This is a genomic window from Vibrio sp. 99-70-13A1 (genome assembly GCF_013114625.1).
GTDB lineage: Bacteria > Pseudomonadota > Gammaproteobacteria > Enterobacterales > Vibrionaceae > Vibrio.
This window is the reverse complement of record NZ_VTXD01000008.1, coordinates 76,140-99,411: the sequence shown is the minus strand read 5'-3', so window position 1 is coordinate 99,411 and position 23,272 is coordinate 76,140. Positions and strand designations below refer to the sequence as shown.

At 39.6% G+C, this 23,272-nt stretch carries 22 protein-coding genes; 2 read left to right on the top strand and 20 right to left on the bottom strand.

Annotated features, from left to right (window positions below; all coding sequences use genetic code 11):
- Window positions 1-28: 28 nt before the first annotated feature.
- The 17 genes from F0226_RS08070 to F0226_RS07990 all read right to left on the bottom strand — a co-directional run bounded on the left by F0226_RS08070 (window position 29) and on the right by F0226_RS07990 (window position 18,654).
- Window positions 29-868 (bottom strand): hypothetical protein, encoded by an 840-nt coding sequence (locus F0226_RS08070; protein ID WP_171735167.1) that lies wholly within the window; start codon window positions 866-868, stop codon window positions 29-31.
- 200 nt (window positions 869-1,068) lie between these two features.
- Window positions 1,069-1,869 (bottom strand): ATP-binding cassette domain-containing protein, encoded by an 801-nt coding sequence (locus F0226_RS08065; RefSeq protein WP_171735166.1) that lies wholly within the window; start codon window positions 1,867-1,869, stop codon window positions 1,069-1,071.
- Window positions 1,870-1,873: 4 nt separating this feature from the next.
- Window positions 1,874-2,740, bottom strand: coding sequence for an ABC transporter ATP-binding protein (locus tag F0226_RS08060; RefSeq protein ID WP_171735165.1), 867 nt, complete (start codon window positions 2,738-2,740; stop codon window positions 1,874-1,876).
- Window positions 2,741-2,756: 16 nt separating this feature from the next.
- The gene (locus tag F0226_RS08055) at window positions 2,757-4,595 is read right to left on the bottom strand and encodes an extracellular solute-binding protein (protein ID WP_171735164.1); all 1,839 of its coding nucleotides are present in this window, start codon (window positions 4,593-4,595) and stop codon (window positions 2,757-2,759) included.
- A gap of 56 nt (window positions 4,596-4,651) precedes the next feature.
- On the bottom strand, window positions 4,652-5,695 hold the full coding sequence (locus tag F0226_RS08050) for an ABC transporter permease subunit (protein ID WP_171735188.1): 1,044 nt from the start codon (window positions 5,693-5,695) through the stop codon (window positions 4,652-4,654).
- On the bottom strand, window positions 5,695-6,717 hold the full coding sequence (locus F0226_RS08045; protein WP_171735163.1) for an ABC transporter permease subunit: 1,023 nt from the start codon (window positions 6,715-6,717) through the stop codon (window positions 5,695-5,697). Before F0226_RS08045 ends, F0226_RS08050 begins: the two co-directional genes overlap by 1 nt.
- A 403-nt stretch (window positions 6,718-7,120) precedes the next feature.
- Complete coding sequence (gene pyrF, locus F0226_RS08040; protein ID WP_171735162.1) at window positions 7,121-7,831, bottom strand: orotidine-5'-phosphate decarboxylase; 711 nt, start codon at window positions 7,829-7,831, stop codon at window positions 7,121-7,123.
- A 97-nt stretch (window positions 7,832-7,928) separates the two neighbouring features.
- The gene (gene lapB, locus F0226_RS08035) at window positions 7,929-9,098 is read right to left on the bottom strand and encodes a lipopolysaccharide assembly protein LapB (RefSeq protein WP_171735161.1); all 1,170 of its coding nucleotides are present in this window, start codon (window positions 9,096-9,098) and stop codon (window positions 7,929-7,931) included.
- A gap of 22 nt (window positions 9,099-9,120) precedes the next feature.
- Window positions 9,121-9,393 carry a lipopolysaccharide assembly protein LapA domain-containing protein gene (locus F0226_RS08030; RefSeq protein WP_171735160.1) on the bottom strand — a complete coding sequence of 91 codons (273 nt, stop codon included), beginning with the start codon at window positions 9,391-9,393 and terminating at the stop codon, window positions 9,121-9,123.
- Window positions 9,394-9,532: 139 nt separating this feature from the next.
- Window positions 9,533-9,817, bottom strand: coding sequence for an integration host factor subunit beta (gene ihfB / locus F0226_RS08025; RefSeq protein ID WP_171735159.1), 285 nt, complete (start codon window positions 9,815-9,817; stop codon window positions 9,533-9,535).
- Window positions 9,818-9,936: 119 nt separating this feature from the next.
- Complete coding sequence (gene rpsA / locus F0226_RS08020; protein ID WP_171735158.1) at window positions 9,937-11,607, bottom strand: 30S ribosomal protein S1; 1,671 nt, start codon at window positions 11,605-11,607, stop codon at window positions 9,937-9,939.
- A gap of 106 nt (window positions 11,608-11,713) precedes the next feature.
- Window positions 11,714-12,394, bottom strand: a complete 681-nt coding sequence (gene cmk, locus F0226_RS08015; protein ID WP_171735157.1) for a (d)CMP kinase — start codon at window positions 12,392-12,394, stop codon at window positions 11,714-11,716.
- 278 nt (window positions 12,395-12,672) lie between these two features.
- The gene (gene kdsB, locus F0226_RS08010; RefSeq protein ID WP_171735156.1) at window positions 12,673-13,419 is read right to left on the bottom strand and encodes a 3-deoxy-manno-octulosonate cytidylyltransferase; all 747 of its coding nucleotides are present in this window, start codon (window positions 13,417-13,419) and stop codon (window positions 12,673-12,675) included.
- A complete protein-coding gene (locus F0226_RS08005; RefSeq protein WP_171735155.1) occupies window positions 13,419-13,598 on the bottom strand; it encodes a Trm112 family protein in 180 nt (59 codons plus the stop codon). Before F0226_RS08005 ends, kdsB begins: the two co-directional genes overlap by 1 nt.
- Window positions 13,579-14,586, bottom strand: a complete 1,008-nt coding sequence (lpxK, locus tag F0226_RS08000; RefSeq protein ID WP_171735154.1) for a tetraacyldisaccharide 4'-kinase — start codon at window positions 14,584-14,586, stop codon at window positions 13,579-13,581. Before lpxK ends, F0226_RS08005 begins: the two co-directional genes overlap by 20 nt.
- A 26-nt stretch (window positions 14,587-14,612) precedes the next feature.
- Complete coding sequence (gene msbA / locus F0226_RS07995) at window positions 14,613-16,361, bottom strand: lipid A ABC transporter ATP-binding protein/permease MsbA (RefSeq protein WP_171735153.1); 1,749 nt, start codon at window positions 16,359-16,361, stop codon at window positions 14,613-14,615.
- A 31-nt stretch (window positions 16,362-16,392) separates the two neighbouring features.
- Window positions 16,393-18,654 (bottom strand): DNA internalization-related competence protein ComEC/Rec2, encoded by a 2,262-nt coding sequence (locus F0226_RS07990; protein WP_253820787.1) that lies wholly within the window; start codon window positions 18,652-18,654, stop codon window positions 16,393-16,395.
- A gap of 17 nt (window positions 18,655-18,671) precedes the next feature.
- On the opposite strand from F0226_RS07990, the gene F0226_RS07985 reads away from it, so the two are divergent.
- The gene (locus tag F0226_RS07985; RefSeq protein WP_171735152.1) at window positions 18,672-19,181 is read left to right on the top strand and encodes a DUF2062 domain-containing protein; all 510 of its coding nucleotides are present in this window, start codon (window positions 18,672-18,674) and stop codon (window positions 19,179-19,181) included.
- 172 nt (window positions 19,182-19,353) lie between these two features.
- On the opposite strand, the gene lolE is transcribed toward F0226_RS07985, so the two are convergent.
- From lolE to lolC, 3 genes are read right to left on the bottom strand one after another with little or no spacing between them, the layout of a single operon-like run.
- Window positions 19,354-20,598, bottom strand: a complete 1,245-nt coding sequence (gene lolE / locus F0226_RS07980) for a lipoprotein-releasing ABC transporter permease subunit LolE (RefSeq protein ID WP_171735151.1) — start codon at window positions 20,596-20,598, stop codon at window positions 19,354-19,356.
- Window positions 20,599-21,291 (bottom strand): lipoprotein-releasing ABC transporter ATP-binding protein LolD, encoded by a 693-nt coding sequence (lolD, locus tag F0226_RS07975; protein ID WP_171735150.1) that lies wholly within the window; start codon window positions 21,289-21,291, stop codon window positions 20,599-20,601.
- Complete coding sequence (lolC, locus tag F0226_RS07970) at window positions 21,284-22,492, bottom strand: lipoprotein-releasing ABC transporter permease subunit LolC (protein ID WP_171735149.1); 1,209 nt, start codon at window positions 22,490-22,492, stop codon at window positions 21,284-21,286. The genes lolD and lolC overlap by 8 nt, the downstream gene beginning before the upstream one ends.
- A 206-nt stretch (window positions 22,493-22,698) precedes the next feature.
- Between lolC and F0226_RS07965 the strand changes: the two genes are divergently transcribed.
- A complete protein-coding gene (locus F0226_RS07965; protein WP_171735148.1) occupies window positions 22,699-23,268 on the top strand; it encodes a PilZ domain-containing protein in 570 nt (189 codons plus the stop codon).
- The last annotated feature ends 4 nt before the right edge of the window (window positions 23,269-23,272 follow it).

The window sequence follows — 23,272 nt, the reverse complement described above, 5'->3', positions numbered from 1 at the left end:
TGATCCTTCTTTATTATTTTATTTTTCCTTAAAAGGAATAAGTTATTTCTGCTATATACGAAGCACGGTCTGCATCAAATAAATCGATATTTCCCAATGTACCCTGCTCAGCATCTGAATAAAATCCAGATGTTGCTCCTGTCAAACTAATACCGATACTGTCAGTTGCTTGATAAGAACCATATATAGAGCCGCCATAATTAAAGTCATCTCTACGCGTTCCTTGGTAACTCTGAGAGTTTCCACCTAGTGCAGAAATACCAATAACTAGCTTTTCAAACTTATAACTTGCACCTGTAGACAACGAATATGTCCACTCAGTTAAAGATTTACCGCCAGCAGTTTTATACTCATGGAAGTTTTTTCTCAAACGAGGTGCTATCGAAAAATCAATGCCTAATGCTTTAAAACTAACTGGAATAGCTAATCTGAAAGCAGTATTTAATTCATCATTTTTCGATGTTTCCGAGGTTGGAATAGTAAATTGACCACTCATTCCAATAGACCCAGTTTCACCAAATGTAAAAAGGTCAGAACGACTTAGACCTATTACAGTATCAGTAGCGAATGTACCGGTTTCATTTTCTAGAGCTCGATACCCACCTGTAGATAAATAAGAACTATAATCTTGATTAAATCTATATGTTAACGAACCACTCCATGAAATGTTACGAACTGCTCGATGGTCATCTTTATTATATATATTTGTATCGTAAGCTAAGGATACAGAGCCGCCCAATTTAGACTCGACCTGTTCCTCCTCTTGAACTTCCTCACTTTTATTTTCATCAGCAAAAGCAGATGTCATTAATAAAGGAGATAGAAGCAAAGCAAGAGCGCTTTTTTTCCACTGTTGTGTATATTGCATATTTTACGTCCATGAAATATTAAACCCTTTCGAGTCATCCATGTATTGTCATTAATATTGAGCAATCAATTCTCTATATTTTAGGTATGACAATAACTACTAGAATCAGGCTTTGGCCTAACTCTAATATTCTTTACAAGCGAAATGAGATTGTTATTTGCTAAATGTTTTTTATTTTTATTTTTATTTGTTACATTTTATTAAATTCTTTGACTCGGGTGCGTAATAGGAATCGCTGATAATAATGATTTTGTATAGTCGTGCTCAGGTTCATTATATACCTTAAGAGCATCACCAAATTCTACAACTTTACCAAAGTACATAACGGCGACATCATCTGACATTTTCTTAACGACAGATAAGTCATGAGAAATAAATATAATTGCTAAGTTCATTTCTTTTTGAAGTACTAGAAGCAAATTAATAATTTGTGCCTGAACAGATACATCTAGTGCTGAAACAGACTCATCACAAATAAGTAATTTTGGTTTTAAAGCAATAGCACGTGCTATACCAATTCTTTGTCTTTGACCTCCAGAGAACTCATGTGGATAGCGATTAATTGACTCGCGAGGCAACCCTACTTTATCCAGTAACTCTAAGATCCATTCCTTTCTTTCACTCGCTGTACCAACACTATGAATGATATAAGGTTCTTCTAATATCATTCCTATAGTATGCCGCTGATTAAGTGACTCCATAGGGTCTTGAAATACTATTTGCATATCTTTACGTAACGGGCGCATTTCCTTTGCTGACAGTGTAGTAATATCTTTGCCTTCAAAAAAAATCTTGCCAGCTGTTGGTTCAAATAACTTGAGAATCGTTCTTCCTAAAGTACTTTTCCCACAACCAGACTCTCCAACTAAACCTAACGTCTTACCTTCTTCAAGTGAAAAAGAGACACCATCAACCGCTTTAATCTTATAGCCTTTAGAAAATAAGCGTTTGCCAGATACAAAGTGCTGCTTTAAGCCTTCAATTCTTAGTACTTCTTTCATTCCATTACCCTCTGAACTCTGGAAAATCACTAGCATTAATCGGTTCAATATCAATAATGGTCTTAGGCTTATGATCCAAATTCGGCATTAATCCCAATAGACGCTTGGTATATGGGTGTTGAGGGTTATCAAATAACTCGAAAACATCGGCTTTTTCAACAACTTTACCAGCGTACATAACTGCAACATCATCACAAATTTGGGCAACAACCCCTAAATCGTGAGTAATGAAAAGCATTGCCATACCTGTTTCATTCTGCAACTCCTTCATTAAAGAAAGAATTGAAGCCTGAACGGTTACATCCAAAGCTGTGGTTGGCTCATCACAAATCAGTAAATCTGGTTTGCATGCCAATGCCATTGCGATCATTACTCGCTGCCTCATCCCCCCGGATAAATTATGCGGATACTCATCAATACGCTTATCTGGCATTGGGATTTTTACTTTTTCGAGCATTGCGATTGCATACTCTCTTCGCTCTGCCTTTTGTAATTCAGGTCGATGTAGCTCCAGAACTTCCATTATCTGCTTGCCAACAGTATGCACAGGATTTAGAGCTGTCATTGGATCCTGAAAAATAATAGAAATTGCATCCCCTCGCATTGAATACATTTCTTCAGCCGGTAAAGAGGTTAGCTCTGTACCTTTGTAAGCAATACTCCCTGAAACTATATTTCCATAGGGTTTAGGAAGTAGCCCCATGATGGACATAGACGTAACACTTTTCCCACAACCCGATTCGCCGACTAAACCTAGCGTCCGGCCCTTTAATACCTCAAAGTCAACGCCATGCAGTACTTTTACGATTCCGTCATCAGTTTTAAACTCGACTTCTAACTGTTTGACTTCTAACACTGTTTCATTATTCATAGGTTCTAACTCGAGCTTACAGCTTATACTGATCATCTATAACCGTTACTGGTTGATATTTCTTATCTTTCTTCATCGCCTTTTGGGTGTCAGTTTTAAGCGATTTATCAATCCAGAAGTTACCTATATCCATCGGATGAAAGAATGACTGGGTTTGCTTAGTCATTGCATTATCTGCATATTGTACCCAGCGCCAATGGACAGCTCTTGAGTATGGCACCATATAACCAGGTACAATAATGTTGGCATCAGAGACATAATCTTGAATTTGGTGTGACAAGTCATAACGTGTTTGCTGATCAAATTCTGCGTCATATTTTTCTATCAATGCATCTAGTTCAGGACTGCTGTAATTGGTATGAGCATTAGTTTGAGGTTTATTTGCATTATCTGAATGCAAATACTCCCAATATGAAGGTATTTCACCTGAGCCCATGTTAAGGAAAGCAAGCTCATGCTTTTTTTCTAAGATGTATTTGAATGCTGAGGATCCATCTACAAGGTTAAGAGAAAACTCGACACCCGCTAATTTAGCCTGCTCTTTAAGGTAAGCAATACGTGGAGTCCAAGTGTTATACCCGTAAGTAATAGCAAAAGTTAACTTCTCACCTTTACTGTTGATACGGATGCCATCTGAACCGACCTTATCAAAGCCTGCCTTAATGAAATGCTGGACAGCAACTTTAGGGTTAAAGTCGGGGGCTTTATTATCCGCTTTATCATATTCACCATGACCAAAGCCTAGGCCATGTGGTTTACGAGAATAATCACCACGCATAATATTAGCGATCATACCGTCATAATCAGTAGCATGCATGATGCCTTTACGTACATTAATATCATTAAGTAAAGGTTGGGAAGTATTCATCCACAAACCGCCAGCACCTTGCGGAGTCTGGTTAAATCCCCAAAATTTGTGAATATAACCATTTTCAAAGCCTTCGGAGTCCGACTTTCCATGCCAATATTCAGGTAGTACTAAGTCAAAGTAATCAAGCTTTCCTTTTTCAAAATGCTTTAATGCGATATCAAAATCTCGAATTACAGTAATTCTGATTTTGTCGACATTATAACGATTCTGATAATAGCGATTTGAGTAACCCCACCAATCATCACCAACGTGCTTGAAGGTTACACTTTTGCCTTTTTTTACTTTTTCTAAATAGTAAGGTCCTGCGGTAGGTTCACTTTTGAAGTTGTATTGACGAACAAAACGGTCAACCATTCCATCGCCATTTTCATCTTTACCATCTTTGAAGAAGTGCTCTGGTCTTGGTTGAAAACCATTACTAGGCATATTGATAAGCACCATCAATGCGTCTGAGCTTTGTTCTACTTCAGTTTCAACCGATATTGTGAAATCATCTATTTTAGTGACATTAACAATTGAGTTTGAAAAGAACTCGTTATACCAAGGGTCAACAATATCTTTTGAACGATAGTATTTAAGCATGAACAAATAATCATCAGCTGTTATTTGTTCACCATCAGACCACTTTGCATTTGGATCGAGTTTGAAATAAACCGTTCTATTATCGCTGTCAAATGCCCACTCAGTTGCAAGTTGTGGAATCCACTTACCGGTATTAGGGTGGCGTTGGACAAGTTTAGGAGCCCCATCCATAAAGTAATGTCTTAACCCTGAATTAGCATCAGGACCTACACTTCTCAGAGTTTGAGGAAAACTTTGTATAAATGTTCTTAATGTTCCCCCTCTTTTTGCCTCTTCTGAAGCAAAAACAGGCTCAGCGTTATTTGAAAGCCAAGTAACCTCTTGCGGTAAAACATCAGCATTTGAATATAGACTTATACTCGACAATACCGCTATGACAGATAGTGCTACTTTATTTTTCATAATCATTACTTCCTGTGAATCAGGTACATCCTGTAAATTTAGCGTAAAAATAACGTCTAAATGTAACGTGTGAATTTTTTAGGATCAAAAGCTGAACGGATCGCTTCACCGATGAAGGTCACCATTACCAGTACGGCAACAATTGACGTAACCACAGAGACTACAATCCAAGGAGCATCTAGGTTTGATTTTCCTTGCTGTAGAAGCTCGCCCCAACTAGGTGTAGGTGGCATTAAACCAAGCCCTAAATAATCTAAAGCGGTTAGTGCGGTAATATTTGCAGCTATTGTAAATGGTGCTAGCGTTACAATCATAACCATAGTGTTAGGCAAAATATGATGTAATAAAATTCGAGAAGTCGAAGCACCGAGAGCTCTAGCAGCCATCACATATTCACGAGCAGACTCTTTGTAAGTCATTGTTCGCATATACCATGTGATGCCCATCCAGCCAAACAACACGTTAATGGCGACAAATAATGTGAAAGTTGGCTGGGTAATCGATACCAATATCATGATGACATATAAAAATGGCACCATTGACCAAACTTCAATCATCCTTTGTACAAATAAGTCGAACTTCCCACCAAAGTAACCCATTGAACAACCGACAATTGTTCCTATTACGTATGAAATTGCCATCGTCATCAACGCAAAACCCATAGCAATTCGAAAGCCATAAACTAACCTTGCAAGAATATCTCGACCAATGACATCAGTGCCTAGATAATGTTTACTTTCCAGGCTTGGAGCCAAAGGAGGAAAATCTCCAGAAAAGTCTTGCTCATATGGATTCCATGGAACTATTGGCATTAAAACAAAATCGCCATCATTATCCTGCTTAAATTTTAATTGAAGGTCACGGTAGTCGGCTTCGCTTGAATAATCTAAGCCAAAATCTGTACCTAACTTAACATCGCTGAATACTGGGAAAAACCATTGGTTATCTTGCTTCACGACCAATGCTTTACTATTTACCAAAACCTCTGCGAATAAAGAAAGTACAAGAAGAATCGTAAGTATAATTAACGACCAATATCCTCGTTTAATTTCTTTAAAATGCTTAATCTTTTTCAGAGTTAAAGGGGTTAGCTGAAATATCATGATCCAAACCTCACTCTTGGGTCCGCAATTGCGACACAAAGATCAGAAAGAATATTTCCTATCATCAGCATCACTGCATTAATTGCGACTATTCCCATGACTACAGGGTAATCCCTTTCCATAATAGATTCATATCCAAGTAGACCAATACCATCGATATTAAAGATTACTTCAATTAAAAATGAGCCCGTCATGAAGAATAATAATGAGTTCCCAAAGTGGCTCGCGATTGGTATTAAACTATTTTGTAAAGCATGCTTTTTAACAGCAGTTTTAAAAGGGAGACCTTTTGCTATAGCGGTACGAATGTAATCCGCGGAAATATTTTCCATTAAGTTATTTTTCATCGTCATTGTCAGTGTTGCAAAATCACCAATCAAATAACAAATTAACGGCAGTACTGCGTGCCACATAATATCTTTGATTTGCTCAAATCCGGTTTCATAATCATCAAAGTCATCGCCAACAAAGCCTCCCATAGGGAACCAGTCTAAGTTATAAGCAAATACTGTGATTAAAAAGACACCGACGACGTAACCAGGAAGGGCATATCCAACAAATATTAAGACTGATGAAAATGAATCAAATACTGATCCATGTTTAATCGCTTTAAAATAACCAAGTGGAATAGAGATGAAATAACTTATAAAGAAAGTCATGCCACCATAAAATAAGGAGACAGGTAACCTCTCAGCGATCATGTCACTTACGGGTTCGTAATATCGAGTGGACTCGCCAAAATCCAAAACAATTATTTTAGAAAGCCAATCAATGTAAGACTCGAAAACAGGTTTATCCAAGCCATAAAATGCATTTAAATCTGCAATTTGATCTTCTGATAAAGCGGAACTATTACCAGCGACGCTAACCGAGGCACTATCGGATCCTGAATGCATACTGGATAACATTCTTTCTACTGGTCCGCCCGGAACAAATCTGGTTATTGCAAAGATTAATATTGTAATACCTATAAAGGTAGGGACAACTAATAATAATCGCCTGATAATATATGCTAACAATTGGAAATACTCCGTACCAATTACTAAATGTAACTTACATCCTGTAAATTATTAAGGTGATGTAAAAACGTTCTATTGCAAAGTTGTAAACTGATGGAAAACTCTAATCTATAAATTATTCATATGAAACGGTTAATTTTAACAACTTATAAGATAATCGAGTTATGTCATATTTATGACATTCTTTTGGGTTTTATAAAACACAGCAACCGCAAAAAAAACATTTTCAGTTAACTTAATGCAATAATATTCGTCCAGCAGGTGTTTATGATAGGGATATATGACTATAGATTAGAAATATTAGTTATATATTGAAGGTAATTAGTGATTTATTCTGGCTAGGAGCGCGCCTAAACGATTGCGTCATCTGATTGACATGTATTAGGCGCTATTATTAGAATTATTACTTGTTGCTGATTTGTAACAGAGTATTATTTATAGACATCAAAACTTCAGATGGATTCGCAGCCTGAGTGATTGGTCTACCTATTACTAAATAGTCTGAACCCGACTCTATCGCTTTGCTCGGAGTCATAATTCGTTTTTGGTCTCCGACATCGGCGCCTACAGGGCGGATGCCTGGAGTAACTAGCTTAAACTCCTTCCCTAACGTTGATTTCAGTAACGATGCTTCTTGAGCAGAGCACACTACACCATCTAAGCCTGAATTTTGTGTCAGCTTAGCTAAACGCATCACTTGCTGCTGAGGCTCTAAATCTAACCCAATACCTGCTAGGTCGTTTTGTTCCATACTTGTTAGTACTGTTACTCCAATAAGCAAAGGTCGATCTTTTCCGTATGGCTCCAAAATCTCACGTGAGGCTTGCATCATTTTTTCGCCACCACTCGCATGAACATTTACCATCCACACTCCAAGCTCCGCGGCTGCCCTCACAGCTTTAGAGCAAGTATTTGGAATATCGTGGAATTTTAAATCCAGAAATACAGAGAAACCACGTTTATGTAATTCACGAACAAACTCTGGTCCAAATAGTGTGAACATCTCTTTGCCTACTTTTAGTCGGCAAGATGCAGGATCAATTTTATCAACAAAAGCTAATGCGCTCGCTTGGTTATCATAATCCAGTGCTACGATGATCTTTTGATCGTTCATTTCATCTCCTAACGTAATTAACTTTGTATAAGTTACACTCAAAAAAATGCAGCTCGAAAGCTGCAATTATTAATTTGGTCTAGTAATGACCACAAATTTATTCACCATCAAGCCCACGAATAGGCTTAATCGTTCCCCACCCTTTACACGATGGACAATGCCAATACATGGAATGGGTGGAAAAGCCACATTTCCTACAACGGTAATGTGGTTTAGTTTTTAGCTGTTCACCAACCATAGATTGCAATGTAGTTAAACTATCTTTTGCTCGCCCATCTTCAGCTTCTGCTAAGTGATAATCTATTAAGCGATAAAAACCTTTCATTGTTGGATTTTTTACGAGCTGCTTAGTCAATAACTCTTGTGCCGAACCAATGTTTTCATGATGTGCAACCAGTTGAGCCAACATCAACTCAGCAGACACTCCTGCTTTTTTAGCTATACATTTACGCAAAAATTCAACTAGCAACTCTTCCTGATCTAAATGATGATAACAATCAGCAAGAGTTGGGAGTACTTCACTAATCAAATCGATATCTTGATCAAGTACTTGCTCCATATGAGTAATCGTCTTCTTGTATTGCTCATTTTCTAGATATAATTTACCTAATGAAATACTTGCACGGGCACATTTAGGATGTTCCGTTAAAGCTTTTTTAAAATATTGAATAGCCTTAGCTTGGTTACCGTCAGCTTGTTCATTCATAGCAAGTTCACACCAAAAGTGTGCAACTGTAGAATGCATTTTTTTCTTGCCTAATTTAACCAGTAAATTGGCATAATGAATGGCTTTATCCCACTCACGAGTTTGCTGATAGATAGATACAAGCTGTTGTAAAGCCCCTTCTCTATGATCTGGTTCTTCTACAAGTTGCTCGAAAATCTTTTCTGCACGGTCTAGGAAACCTGAAACCATATAATCTTTAGCCAACTGTTGAAGCGCTAAATTCTTTTGGTCTAAAGTAAGACCTGAACGAGAGATTAAGTTTTGGTGAATACGTATGGCTCTATCAACCTCACCTCTGGACCGAAATAAGTTACCAAGAGCTAAATGCGTATCAATGGTTTCATTATCAACTTGAAGTAATTCAATAAAATGATCTACCGCTTTATCTGATTGATCAGATAACAATAAGTTCAAGCCCATAACGTACTGACGAGATATTTGGTGGGAATGTTTTTGCTTTTCTTGCTGAGCATTACGATTACCCATGTACCACCCATAAGCGGCGGCAATTGGTAATAATAAGAACAGTAACTCTAACATTAAGTCTTAGCCTTTAGTTACATTAAGCTTTTGACTCAACAACAATCGCTTTTGACTGTTTACTAAGCTTTTTCTTTAAACGAACAACCTGCAACTGTGATTTAAGATGCATACTACCGAAAACAACCCACGAGAGAGCAAAGCCTGATACAAATACAACACCTAGTAATGTAGATAAGTGGAACTCACCTTGTGCGAGTAGGTAGTTAAACGTAACTACACTCTGGTTTTGAGAACCCAAAGCTAATGCAATTAGGAAAAGGGCTATTACCGCGAGTATTTTTATTATTTTCATAGTTCATCACTCATGAGTTAGTTTACTTAGACAATTATGCAGGAAAATTACTATTCAGACCACGGATATTACCAATATTCTGGACATAAAAAAGCGGCATACATTATAGTATGCCGCTTTATAATTCCGATAAGTTGCACTATATTCCAGCGTTTACTCGTTCACGTAATTCTTTACCAGGCTTAAAGTGAGGGACATATTTACCCTCTAGTTCTACTTTATCACCTGTTTTTGGATTACGACCTAATCGAGGCTCGCGATAGTGTAATGAGAAGCTACCAAAACCACGGATTTCAATTCGGTCACCGCTTTCTAGTGTTGTAGCCATGTGCTCTAAAATGTCTTTTACAGCATCTTCAATTTCTTTCGCAGAAAGATGTGTTTGCTCAGCACACAGTCTTTCAATCAATTCAGACTTAGTCATAGTTACCTCATTGGTTTCTTTTTAGAAATTATAGACCTATCGGAAAAATAAGCAAAAAAAAAGGAGCCTTACGGCTCCTTTCTTGGCTAGATAGCTATAATTCTCTTAACGAGAAGCTATTATTCGCCTTTAGCAGCTTTGAATGCGTCTGCCATTGCGTTACCGAATCCGCCTTCGTCAGACTTATTCAGTGTAGCCATTGCTTCTTGCTCATCAGCTTCATCTTTAGCTTTGATAGATAGGTTGATTACGCGGTTCTTACGGTCTACACCGGTGAACTTAGCTTCAACACTGTCACCAGCGCTTAGGATTAGAGATGCATCTTCGATACGGTCACGAGATACTTCAGAAGCACGGATGTAGCCTTCAACGCCTTCGATTAGCTCGATAGTAGCGCCTTTAGCGTCAACTGCAGTTACAGTACCGTTTACTAGAGTACCTTTCTTAGTATCAGCAACGTATGCGTTGAACGGGTCGTTTTCCATTTGCTTAACGCCAAGAGAAATACGCTCACGCTCTGCATCTACTGCTAGAACAACTGCAGAGATCTCATCGCCTTTCTTGTATTCACGAACTGCATCTTCACCAGTTGCATTCCAAGAAATATCAGATAGGTGTACAAGACCGTCGATGCCGCCTTCAAGACCGATAAAGATACCAAAGTCAGTGATAGATTTGATCTTACCAGTAACTTTGTCGCCCTTAGCTTGCATTTCTGCAAATGACTGCCATGGGTTAGCTTTACACTGTTTCAGACCTAGAGAGATACGACGACGTTCTTCGTCGATATCAAGAACCATAACCTCAACTTCGTCGCCAACATTAACAACTTTAGAAGGGTGGATGTTCTTGTTAGTCCAATCCATTTCAGAAACGTGTACTAGACCTTCAACGCCTTCTTCGATTTCAACGAAGCAGCCGTAGTCAGTTAGGTTAGTAACACGACCAGAAAGTTTGTGACCTTCTGGGTAACGCTTAGCGATTGCTACCCATGGATCTTCGCCAAGTTGCTTAAGACCTAGAGAAACACGAGTGCGCTCACGATCGAACTTAAGAACTTTAACTAGGATTTCGTCACCAACGTTAACGATTTCTGATGGGTGCTTAACGCGTTTCCAAGCCATATCTGTGATATGTAGAAGACCGTCAACACCGCCAAGATCAACGAATGCACCGTAGTCAGTAAGGTTCTTAACGATACCTTTAACTTCAGTACCTTCTTGTAGAGTTTCAAGAAGTTCGTCACGCTCAACACTGTTTTCAGATTCGATAACAGCACGACGAGAAACAACAACGTTGTTACGCTTCTGGTCTAGCTTGATTACTTTGAACTCTAGCTCTTTGTTTTCTAGGTGAGCAGTGTCACGGATAGGACGTACGTCTACTAGAGAACCTGGAAGGAAAGCACGGATACCATTTAATTCAACAGTGAAACCGCCTTTAACTTTACCGTTGATGATACCAACAACAGTTTCAGCTTCTTCACAAGCTTTCTCAAGAACGATCCAAGCTTCGTGACGCTTCGCTTTCTCACGAGAAAGTTGAGTTTCACCGAAACCATCTTCAACAGCGTCTAGAGCTACGTCTACTTCAGCACCAACTTCAACTTCAAGTTCGCCAGCAGCGTTCTTGAATTGTTCAGCCGGGATAGCAGATTCAGACTTAAGACCAGCGTCAACAAGAACGTAACCGTTCTCGATAGCTACTACAGTACCTTTAACGATGCTGCCTTGTTGGAATTCAGTTTCAGATAGAAACTCTTCAAAGAGTTGAGCAAAAGATTCAGTCATTATTTAATCTTCAATAATTAAACGTCCATGGGTATCCTACCGCATGGGGTTGATAAATTCGCCGGTCATCATCCTTGCGACCAACGTTCGTACTAGCTCGGAAAAATTACCCAGCCAGTTTCGATTCAATATAGTGTAGTGCTTTTTCTACTACCTGCTCAATATTCATTGAGGTGGAATCAAGCACTAGAGCATCCTCTGCAGGGCGAAGTGGCGCCACTGGGCGATTACGATCTCGATCGTCTCGCTCTTGGATCTCGCTCAAAAGGTCGTCAAATTTAACATCTAACCCCTTCTCTTGCAACTGTTTAAGGCGGCGGTTCGCACGCTCTTCAGCACTTGCATCTAAAAATATTTTCGCTTCAGCTTCAGTAAATACAACGGTTCCCATGTCACGACCATCTGCGACTAAACCAGGAGCAGCGCTAAAAGCACGCTGCCGACGCAGTAATGCTTCACGGACACGAGGTAGAGCGGCTATTTTTGAAGCAGCCATTCCAGTCTCTTCTTTACGAAGTTCACCAGACACATCTTCGCCTTCCAAGATAACCTTAACTAAGTCACCTTCAGCAAGAAACTGTACATCGAGGTGAGTAGCAAGCGGGACCAAAGCATCTTCCGATTCAGTATCCACACCGTGGTGAATCGCCGCTAAAGCCAGTACGCGATATATCGCACCTGAATCTAGAAGATGAAAACCTAGCTTGTCTGCTAGTAACATACACAGGGTACCTTTACCTGCACCACTTGGTCCATCAACCGTAATAACTGGGCTTTGAGAAGGCATCTTTTACTCCACGTTTTGTCGTAAGTTGTATTCTGTACTAGCAGATTGCCACTACTTTATAGGCGGCATATTATAAAGAAAAATTGAAAGTCGAGCGAGGTAATTCTCAGATAATTCAGAGCTAATAATGCTTAAACGAATGCAACCGACTCAATATCCACTAGCTTAGGTCAATATAAAACACATACACTTTCTGTAGATGTAAAAAAGCCCCGCAATACGCGAGGCTCTGTGATTTTGCATTTTTGTAGAGCAAAGAAGTAATAACTCAAAGAAGCTTAGCCAATAATAGCGCGAACGGCTTCTAAGTCTTCTAGCGTATCAACACCCGCAGCAGGCGCTTCAACAGCAACGTCGACATGAATTTTTTCTCCGTACCACAGCACTCGTAATTGCTCTAGGCACTCAATACGCTCAAGGGTACTTGGTGCCCAATTGATGTAAGTATTGATAAAACCCGCACGATAAGCGTAGATACCAATATGACGCAGTAAAGGCGATTCCGCAGCGGTGCCATTGTTTGCGTAGGCATCGCGATCCCAAGGAATCGTTGCTCGGCTGAAATACAGTGCGTACCCGTCTTTATCCGTTACGACTTTCACAGCATTAGGATTAAATACTTCATCAACGTGAGTAATTTCTACGCCTAGCGTTGCCATTGGTGCTGAGCTATTCGCCAGGTTATTTGCAACCTGATTAATAATCGTAGGGGGAATTAAAGGTTCATCACCTTGAACATTCACAATGATATGGTCATCAGGGATGTTCATTAATTCAATTACCTCAGCAAGACGCTCAGTGCCAGACTCATGATTAGGAGATGTCATACAGACCATTGCGCCAAAAGTTTTTGCAACTTTTTCTACACGGCTGTCATCGGTTGCAATGATCACTTTATCAGCACCCGACTTCATTGATTGTTCGTAAACCCATTGGATCATTGGTTTTCCACCAATATCAGCTAATGGCTTTCCTGGTAATCGACTTGATTGGTATCTTGCAGGTATGACAACCGTATAGGACATTACTTACCCTCATCCATAGTCATAGTACGGGCTTCTGTTTCTAACAGAACAGGAATGCCTTCTTTGATTGTGTATGCCAAACGATCAACCTTACATATCAACTCTTGTTTATCTTTATCAAAAGTTAATTTACCTTTGCACACAGGGCAAGCAACAATTTCAAGTAGACGATGATCCATAGTATTCCATAACCTCATTAATTCTTTGCATAATTTTGTATTGTGCGTCGGTGTCTATATCAGCAGTAACAGGTAAATACCACCAATTACTTTCAGCAAACTCTTCACATTTTACCGCATCTTTCTCTGTCATAATCACATTCTTGCCTTGTCTAGCAAAAGTATGTAGTTCACTTTTATTAAAACTTTTATGATCAGCAAAACCTTTAGTATCAATCAAATCTGCACCTAGGTTTTCTAGCGTTTGGAAGAATCTAGGAGGGTGACCAATACCAGCAAATGCCACTAAACTCTTTAAGTCGCAAACAGTGCTTTTTTTACCAGTTTTTAGATTAATTGCTTCACTAGGCGCCAAAGACATTTTAATTTCATTACTCTGGGGTTTCCCCCCGTTGTTGATAATAAAATCGACATCATTTAATCGAGAAATAGGCTCTCTTAAAGGACCTAGCGGGATTAAGCGTTCACTACCAAAACGTCTAGCCCCATCTACAACAACAAATTCAATATCTCTTGCTAAAGCATAATGCTGCAAACCATCATCAGTAATTATGATATCTACATCTTGCTCTAATAGAGCCTTTACCGCATTCGCTCTGATCGGGTCGACGGCAACTGGTACTCCAGTTCTTTTATAGATTAACCTTGGTTCATCCCCTGAAAATTCAGCAGGTGTTGAGTTATTCAAAACTAATGGATAACTTGGTGCTTTTGCCCCATAACCACGAGAAACAACTCCAGGTTTAAAGCCTTCCTGTAACAGCGTTTCGACTAACCATATAACAACGGGAGTTTTGCCATTACCACCAGCAGTGATATTCCCAACCACCACAACAGGTAGTGGTGGTCTATATACAGATTTACTTCCTGACTGATAAGCGTTGCGTCGTTTATTGCTAATAACTTGAAATATCAAACTTAATGGCCACAGTAGCGGCCAAAGTAAATATTTCAAAATGTGGTTATTGAACCAAATTTTCTCAATCAAACTATTACCTTCATATCAGAAAACGACTATTCACCAAACTGGATTCGATGAAGCTGAGCATATGCTCCATCAATAGCGATAAGTTCTGAATGCGGGCCACGTTCAATAATTTTACCTTCATCCACAACTAAGATTTCATCGGCCTCTTCAATAGTAGATAAGCGATGAGCGATAACCAAAACTGTTTTATCTTTCTGCAACTCATCTAGAGCTAACTGAATTGCTCTTTCTGATTCAGTGTCAAGAGCTGATGTCGCTTCATCAAGAATCAGCACTGAAGCATCACGTAATAGTGCTCTAGCAATCGCAATACGCTGTCTTTGACCACCGGACAAGCTTGACCCATTTTCACCAATGATTGTGTCTAGACCAAACTCCATACCATCAATAAACTCTGTCACATGAGCAAGCTTAGCGGCATATTCTATCTGCTCGCGGGTATATTTTTCTTCAGCTGCATATGCGATGTTATTAGCCACTGTGTCATTAAATAAATGAACACTCTGAGAAACTAAAGCGAAATGTTCCCTTAAATTTCTCAATTTGTAATCTCGAATGTCATGGTTATCTAAGCTAATTACGCCCGAATCCACATCATAAAAACGTGTAAACAAATTCGCTATAGTACTTTTCCCTGAACCTGAGCGCCCAACCAACGCGACGGTTTTCCCCTTTGGAATAGTAAAACTCACATTATCTAGTGCTGGCTTATCGCTTCCTTCATATGTAAAGGTTACGTTTTTAACTGCTACATCACCATTAGCATGTTCTACTTTTAGGCTGCCTTTATCAGATTCAACATCTAGATCCATCAAGCCAAACAATGTTTGACTGGCAGCCATACCGCGTTGAAATTCAGAAGTAACATTAGTTAATGCTTTTAGCGGACGTAGTAAACCAAACATTGCAGAGAAAACAACAGTAAACGTACCAGGAGTTAGTTCTGCTTTAATGGAATCGACGCTAGCAAGAAATAGAACAACAACAATCGCAACTGACGCGATCATTTGAATGATTGGATTAGCAGCCGCTTGAGCAGTGACTAGCTTCATACTTTGCTGACGCATTTGGTTACTTACATCATCGAAGCGTTTCTTTTCAACATCCTGCCCTCCATAACTCAAAACAACCTTATGGCCTTTAAGCATTTGCTCTGCAGATGATGCAACTTTACCCATGGTGGTCTGCATGTTTTTAGAAATTTTTCTAAAACGCTTAGATACAACACTAATACCAAATGCAACGACAGGGGCAACAGCAAATAAAACAAGGGAAAGCTGCCAACTATTCCAGAACATTAAGACTAACAGACCAATAATGCTGGCACCTTCACGCACAATACTCACCAACGCTTTACTTGTAGCTGATGATACTTGCTCTGAGTCATAAGTAATTCGAGACAACAATGCCCCTGTCTGTTCTTTATCAAAAAACGAAACAGGCATGTGCATGAATTGGCTAAAAATCTTTCTACGGATTTCCATGACAACATTGCCAGAAACCCAACTTAAACAATAGGTTGAAACGAAGCCACTGATACCACGAATAAACATCATCGCGAATACAATAATAGGCAAAGTACGTAAGAAATCCGATTCTGCATTACCAAAGCCCTCATCAAGTAGAGGCTTCAGCAAAGAGATCATATAAGTATCAGACACCGCATTAATCACAAGAGCAATGACAGCAACACCTAAACCCGATTTATAAAGGCGAATATAAGTCCATAATCGCTTAAAGGTAACCCATGTTGTTTCATCAGTTTCTGTTGACATAGAATCGCTTATTTTTCTTACAATAATCTATCTATTCTACTCCCTTACGAAGCATCTGCCTATACCAAGGGAAAGCGCTATCTCCTCGAATCGTATGAAATTTCCATTTACCCTCAACGATTTCGAATGATATTTGACCACTCGAACCAGTATCCAACCAGTGACTGCCTATCTGAGCATATCGGTCCATGACTCGAATGTTTGGCATCCCCCATTGATTGCCTTTTGCTAAAGAAGCAATAGCAAAATCCGGTTCAACAGACTGAACAAAAACATCAATTGAAGAGGTGAAACTACCGTGATGAGGAACTAGCATCACATCACTTTTGAGTAAGGATGGATTCCGAGATAGTATCCACTCGCTTAAAGCTTCAATATCTCCGGTCAAAAGAAGAGATTTCCCGCTGTCATGATCTTTTAAACGAACAACACATGATTGAGGATTATAAGCTCGCCCCACCAATCTAGGTGGCCAAAGCACTTTAAAGCTAACGTTATTCCATAACCATGATTCACCTTTAATGCATGGCTTATATAATTCTGTGGATCTTTGACTTGTGCGTACCCATTCAGGTGAAAAGTTATCAATTAATGTCTTATATTCCCCAGAGTGATCCGAGTCAAAATGGCTAATGATAACCCCTTCAATTTTCTCTATTCCCCGACTTTGAAGTATTGGTGTAACAACTGATTCAACAATACTGCCCCCTTCCCAAGCCTTTCCTGTATCGTAAACAATCACTTGTTTGTTCTTCTCAATTAGAACAGCCAATCCATGTCCCACATCAAGAAAATCAACCTTCAATGTACTGCTATCACTTACCTTATCGAGTAACGCCAGCGAATAAATACAACCAATAACAAAAAGCGTACTTTTAGATAAATATCGGTACAAGATGCACAGGATGAATATTGTAACTGCCCCAAATACAACTTCTTCAGAGTTGCTATTCATCCAATAGGTTTGAGAGTATGGGGTCGAAAGTTCAATAACTGACAAAGATTTATCGACCAATACCCACCAAAGAGTAGCATCAACATCCAAAAAAATTGTAATGAAAATAGATAAGAAAAGTAAGGGAATCACAACTAAAGTAAACCAGGGAATGAAGAACACATTGTAAAAAACTGAGACGAGACTAAAGCCTCCAAAGAAAAGCATGGTCAACGGCAATAACATTAATGACAACATGCACTGAACCTTTAATAATATACCCAACCTACGGATCAAACTGGGTTTCCCTCTCTCCTTAGCGATGAATTGAACACAATATAAAACCGCCGTAAGTGCACCAAAAGACATCCAAAAGCTGCTTGATAGTGTTGAGAATGGATCGAAGATCAGGACGATGCACAAACTCAATAAAAGGTATTGCACCAATCCTATTTTGACCCCAGAAAAAATCATAAAGCTAGCAATGCAGCACATAACAAGCGCTCGCTGAGTCGGCAAGGTAAACCCTGCAAACCAGCTATAAAAAATGGCTAAACTCAAACCTGTAATTAGAGGTAGCCAAATAGCTTTAGGTACAAACCACCTAATTGCTAGACCTAACTTAAATCCAATACCATAGGCTATTCCAATGTGTAATCCTGAAATGGCAATTAAGTGAAGTAATCCACTGCTTTTCAATAGTTCCCAAATATCGTTTTGAATTAATTCTCGATAACCAAAACTTAATGCCAAAATTAACGCTTGGTTATTCAGCACCTCTGTATAAGACTTTATATCTTCGAACCAAACCGCTCTGAAGTTTTGGTTGGAATGTATTCTATATGGTGTTCCTTTGATAAAAGTGGCATTAGCAACAATTCCTTTGCTGAATAAGTAGCGTTCTTTGTCATACCCAGCTTCGTTTAAAAGCCCGTAGATTGGTTTGATTGACACCGAAAGTGTAACCAAATCACCTTGATTTAACTTAAAAGGCGTAAAAAGTTGTACCTTAACGACTTGCGGTTTGATTGTTTTTTCATCGTCGATTGATCTAACCACTAAAACACTTTTATAACCGTGAGTATTTTTCTTAAAAAGGCTAGTAACGGACGCTTTTATGATAGTATTCTGACCTAATTGAAACAGCGCACTCGTTTGGGTTTTCATCAGGTTGCCCTGATAAATAATAAGCAAAACAGCTAAAATGACCCCGCCCAAATAAGAGAACGCTCTATACTTAATTGATGCGCATAAAATACAAAAGATCGGCACTATCCAAACTATTGAGGGGATAATGGGCCAAAAACTCGCTGAAATTATTGTTAAAGCGAATGACATTAGAAAATAATTGTTAAACAAGAGAGTTACTTCCTACTATGCCAAGAAAGTTTATTAAACGATTTATGCCTGACCATGAGCTAATCAAGCGTCAGAAAGCATTAAAAGTTTTTGGCAACGTTTTATATAACCCAAATTTATGGTGTCTTAATCGTCGCTCTGCTGCTGGCGCATTTGCGGTTGGCTTATTTATGGCTTTTGTTCCCCTTCCCAGTCAGATGATTATGTCAGCAGGTCTGGCTGTAATGTGTGGTGTAAATTTACCTTTAGCGGTAGCGCTAGTGTGGATAAGTAACCCCGTGACTATGCCAGTGCTGTTTTATTTCGCTTATAAGGTCGGTGCATTTGTCATGCAAGTTCCCCCCCAGCCTTTTCATTTTCAGCTTGAGTGGGATTTCATCCTAGCCCAAATGACAACTATCGGCCCGCCATTCTTACTCGGTTGCCTCATTTGTGGTGTGCTATCCGCTATGTTGGGCTATTTTGGTATCAGGGGACTATGGCGTTATTCAGTGGTAAGAAGCTGGCAGAAACGTAGAACAAGATAAACAATAACTATTTGACCGTGCAGCCAGCACTTTCAAATATTTGAGCAATAGACTTAATTGGAAGTATGAAGATGTAACACAAGCTCAATAAGTCCAATTTCCATCTCAAAATAAAAAGGACCGCATGCGGTCCTTTTTATTTGTGAATCTTTAATCCGTTTAGAAGCAGCATTTATTTCGAACTTAACACTGACGCCGGATTAAGCTTCGCTGCTCTTGAGGATGGGTACCAAGTTGCAAGCAGGCTTAAAACAATCGCAGTGCCTGAAACTGTCACCACATCTGTCAAGTTAAGCTGTGAAGGTAAGAAGTCGACAAAATAGATATCCCCAGATAAGAACTGGTGACCGACAATTGATTCAATAAGTTTAATGATTCTAGTTAGGTTGAGAGCAACTAATACACCAATAGCACTTCCGACTAAACTGCCTAGTACACCAGAAAACACACCTTGCCAAACAAAAATACGTTTTACTAAGCTATCTGTTGCACCCATTGTTCTTAAGATAGCAATTTCTGCTGCGCGGTCTTTTACGGCCATCATCAGCGTAGAAACAATGTTGAAACAGGCAACACCAATAACAAGTACCATGACTAAATACATGATGGTTCTTACCAGTTGGATATCGCGGTATAAAAAGCCAAACTTTTGTTGCCAACTTCTGATATACACATAGACATCCAGCGTATTACCTAGCTCGCGAACAATTGCAGCAGCATCAAGAACCTCAGTAACCTTTAAAGAAACACCAGTTACTCCTTTACCTATATTAGCGTATTTCTTGGCATCTTCTATTGGTACTAATGCAAGGCTATGATCAATCTGTCCACTTAACGAAAGTAGCCCCACCACTTTAACTCTTACACGCTTAGGAGCCTGAACTTTAGTTGAATTGGTAACGGAAGGGATCATAAGCGTTAAATATTCCCCAACTCCCACATCTAGTGTTTTTGCTACACCAGACCCCAAAATAATTTGCTGCTGATTAGGAGCAAAGTTGCTCCATGAATCTTGGTCAATAAAACGAGGTAAGCTAGACACTTTGCTTTCTTGTTCAGGATCGATCCCACGAACTTCAATCGCTTTTAGTTCTGTTCCTTTTTCAGCTAATGCAGTAATTCGAACATATGGGGCAGCTGCAATAACCTTTTCATGTTGCTCTGCTTTATCAATCACTTCCTGCCAACGGGTAATGGGAGCATTCACCCCCTCAAATTCTCCATGTGGAATAACTGATAACACTCGCGATTCCAGCTCTCTTTCGAAACCATTCATTGCAGACAAACCAATAATGATCACCGCAACACCCACAGCTATCCCGATCGTCGAGGACAAAGAAATGAATGACACCATTTTATCGCGCTGTTTGGCCCGACTAAACCGACTCCCAATTAAAAGAGATAATGATGAAAACACTTAACTCACCTCTTTGTTTACATTCACAAGCAAACCGTCTTGCATGTGTAATTGGCGATCCATTTTAGAAGCCAACTCACCATCATGGGTCACAACTAAAAACGCGGTACCAGATTCGCGATTAAGCTCTCTCATCAAATCGTAAATAGAAAGTGCGGTACTGTGGTCGAGGTTACCCGTCGGTTCATCCGCTAGAACCAAAGCTGGTTTATTGACCAAAGCTCTTGCAATAGCGACACGCTGCCTTTCACCACCAGATAACTCAGATGGACGGTGATCAACTCGGTGTGACAATCCAACTTTATCCAATAACTTTCGGGCAGCTTCTTTCGCAACTTGTGGTTTATCTCCACCAATAAGCAATGGCATTGCAACATTTTCTAGTGCAGAGAAGTCCGCTAATAAATGGTGGAATTGATACACAAAACCCAGGTGCTTATTTCGCAATTTAGCCTGTTTGTTTGAGCTTAAAGAAGCGAGGTCTTGATCTAAGAAGCTGACACTTCCCGCAGTGGCGTCATCTAACGCGCCTAAAATATGTAACAGCGTACTTTTACCAGAACCAGATGTACCAATGATAGAAACCAGCTCACCTTGCTCAATAGAGAAACTCACACCTTTTAACACTTCCGTGTCGAGTGAGCCTTCACGGTATGTTTTACGGATATCGTGACATTGCAAAAAATTACTCATAACGAAGGGCCTCTGCTGGTTTCACTGAAGATGCACGATAAGAAGGAAAAATCGTAGCGATCAGGCTCAGTGCAATAGCCAAAATAACAACAATACAAATTTGAATGGGGTCAACTAGAATAGGTAATTGACCACCGAATGAAAACAAAGCCACGCCCATCGCCCCAAGAACGCTATTTAAGTTTGTGGCAAGAACGACACCTAGTATTCCACCAGAGACGGCTCCAACTACCCCACTGCTAGCGCCTTGAACCATGAAGACACTCATGACCTGCCAGTTACTCATTCCTTGGGTTTTTAAAATTGCGACCTCTGACTGCTTCTCCATAACCACCATGATTAATGCAGATATAATATTAAAAGCCGCTACACCAATAATCAGACCAAGCATCAAACCCATCATATTCTTTTCCATACGAACCGCTTGGAAAAGTTCACCTCTTTGCTCGCGCCAATCACTCCATAACCAGTCATCGGGCAATTCTTGGTTCGATAAGCTGCTCACAACAAATGGGTCATCAAAAAATAAGCGCCACCCCGAGATAGTGCCTGTTTTAAAGCGCATTAAGCGAGCTGAGTCTTCAAGATGAGTAACCATAAGTTGCCCATCAATATCTGAGCCTGTATTGAAAATACCGGCAACAGTAAAATTACGCTGGCTAGGAATACGACCTAAAGGGGTGTATTGGCTGGCACTTGTCACCATAAGCCGCACTTTATCACCAATAGAAACCTTCAAATTTCTGGCTAGTGTGTGCCCTAAAAAGACGTGATATTGACCTTGCTTTAATGATGAAAGACGACCAGCAATTAAGTGGTTTTGTAGTGGGTCATTATCTGTAGGCTCCACACCAATTAACAAGCCTGCCGAAAGTTGCGCTGAACTTTGAATAACCGCTTCACTTCGAACTATCGGCTCTACGCGACCATCTAGAGACATATCACGGATAAACCCCGGAGCCTGTTCTTGGTGAACCGTTTTTCCACCATCTTCATAGATTACTGCTTGTGGTAACACACCCAAAATTCGTTCTTTTAACTGCGCTTCGAATCCATTCATTACAGATAAAACTGTAACTAAAGACAACACGCCAATTGTGATTCCGGCTGTCGAAATATAAGACACAAAACGGCTAAAGCGATCACCTGAACGACCTTTTAAATAACGCAGACCTATGTATATAGAAATAGGATGAAACATACTTTGAACCATCGAAAAGAGATGCGAGTTAATGTAACGGGAATTGCCGTTACTGTGTAGGGGGTAAATGAAATTATTGAGTTAAATAAGTCAATTACTTAGCGATAAAGTAAGAATCAACTAACTATTTCTTACTTTCCAACCGCGAGCCTTGATTACTCCGCCTACATGACGATAATCAATATAACTATTCAAGGAACACGCACATGACAGAACAAGAGTATTTCACCGTTCACCATAGTCTTACCGCTAATATAGAGCCTATGGGAAGCGAGTTCGTTTTACCCTCTCAAATACAATTCGAAGCAGAAATTCCCGCTCCTTTTGTAGTCGCGAGTGAATTTAGCCAGCTTGACCTGCTTGCTGATAATGCTCGAATTGAACTCAAGAACAGTGATCTCAAAAATGTCATCAGCTTACTTGATACTCAAAATTCAAAATTAAACCTTTTACTCAGTTTTATGCTTGCTCAGCAAGATGACGAGCAATTTCGAACACATACTTATACTTTTGGGGCGAGTTTGTTCTCTTGTTACTCAGCCCAACCACTACAAGCTGGAGAAATAGTGAAAGCTAAACTGTTTTTGGAATATCCAGCAGCGGCTATCTATTGCTACGCACAAGTTCTAGCGAGCCAAGAAAAAGACTCAGGTTTTGAAATCAATTTCAAGTACGAGCTTCTTCGAGATACCGACCAAGACCTGCTTATTAAAGCCGCATTGCACCAGCAGCAAAAACTTTTACGCCAGCGCTCTCTAGACCGAGATAACAAGTAATCAC

Excerpts from the sequence above, each read along its gene's own strand:
- F0226_RS08070 (WP_171735167.1), bottom strand. The coding sequence starts at position 868 with ATGCAATATACACAACAGTGGAAAAAAAGCGCTCTTGCTTTGCTTCTA.
- F0226_RS08065 (WP_171735166.1), bottom strand. The coding sequence starts at position 1,869 with ATGAAAGAAGTACTAAGAATTGAAGGCTTAAAGCAGCACTTTGTATCT.
- F0226_RS08060 (WP_171735165.1), bottom strand. The coding sequence starts at position 2,740 with ATGAATAATGAAACAGTGTTAGAAGTCAAACAGTTAGAAGTCGAGTTT.
- F0226_RS08055 (WP_171735164.1), bottom strand. The coding sequence starts at position 4,595 with ATGAAAAATAAAGTAGCACTATCTGTCATAGCGGTATTGTCGAGTATA.
- pyrF (WP_171735162.1), bottom strand. The coding sequence starts at position 7,831 with ATGAACGATCAAAAGATCATCGTAGCACTGGATTATGATAACCAAGCG.
- lapB (WP_171735161.1), bottom strand. The coding sequence starts at position 9,098 with ATGTTAGAGTTACTGTTCTTATTATTACCAATTGCCGCCGCTTATGGG.
- F0226_RS08030 (WP_171735160.1), bottom strand. The coding sequence starts at position 9,393 with ATGAAAATAATAAAAATACTCGCGGTAATAGCCCTTTTCCTAATTGCA.
- ihfB (WP_171735159.1), bottom strand. The coding sequence starts at position 9,817 with ATGACTAAGTCTGAATTGATTGAAAGACTGTGTGCTGAGCAAACACAT.
- rpsA (WP_171735158.1), bottom strand. The coding sequence starts at position 11,607 with ATGACTGAATCTTTTGCTCAACTCTTTGAAGAGTTTCTATCTGAAACT.
- cmk (WP_171735157.1), bottom strand. The coding sequence starts at position 12,394 with ATGCCTTCTCAAAGCCCAGTTATTACGGTTGATGGACCAAGTGGTGCA.
- kdsB (WP_171735156.1), bottom strand. The coding sequence starts at position 13,419 with ATGTCCTATACGGTTGTCATACCTGCAAGATACCAATCAAGTCGATTA.
- F0226_RS08005 (WP_171735155.1), bottom strand. The coding sequence starts at position 13,598 with ATGGATCATCGTCTACTTGAAATTGTTGCTTGCCCTGTGTGCAAAGGT.
- msbA (WP_171735153.1), bottom strand. The coding sequence starts at position 16,361 with ATGTCAACAGAAACTGATGAAACAACATGGGTTACCTTTAAGCGATTA.
- F0226_RS07985 (WP_171735152.1), top strand. The coding sequence starts at position 18,672 with ATGCCAAGAAAGTTTATTAAACGATTTATGCCTGACCATGAGCTAATC.
- lolD (WP_171735150.1), bottom strand. The coding sequence starts at position 21,291 with ATGAGTAATTTTTTGCAATGTCACGATATCCGTAAAACATACCGTGAA.
- lolC (WP_171735149.1), bottom strand. The coding sequence starts at position 22,492 with ATGTTTCATCCTATTTCTATATACATAGGTCTGCGTTATTTAAAAGGT.
- F0226_RS07965 (WP_171735148.1), top strand. The coding sequence starts at position 22,699 with ATGACAGAACAAGAGTATTTCACCGTTCACCATAGTCTTACCGCTAAT.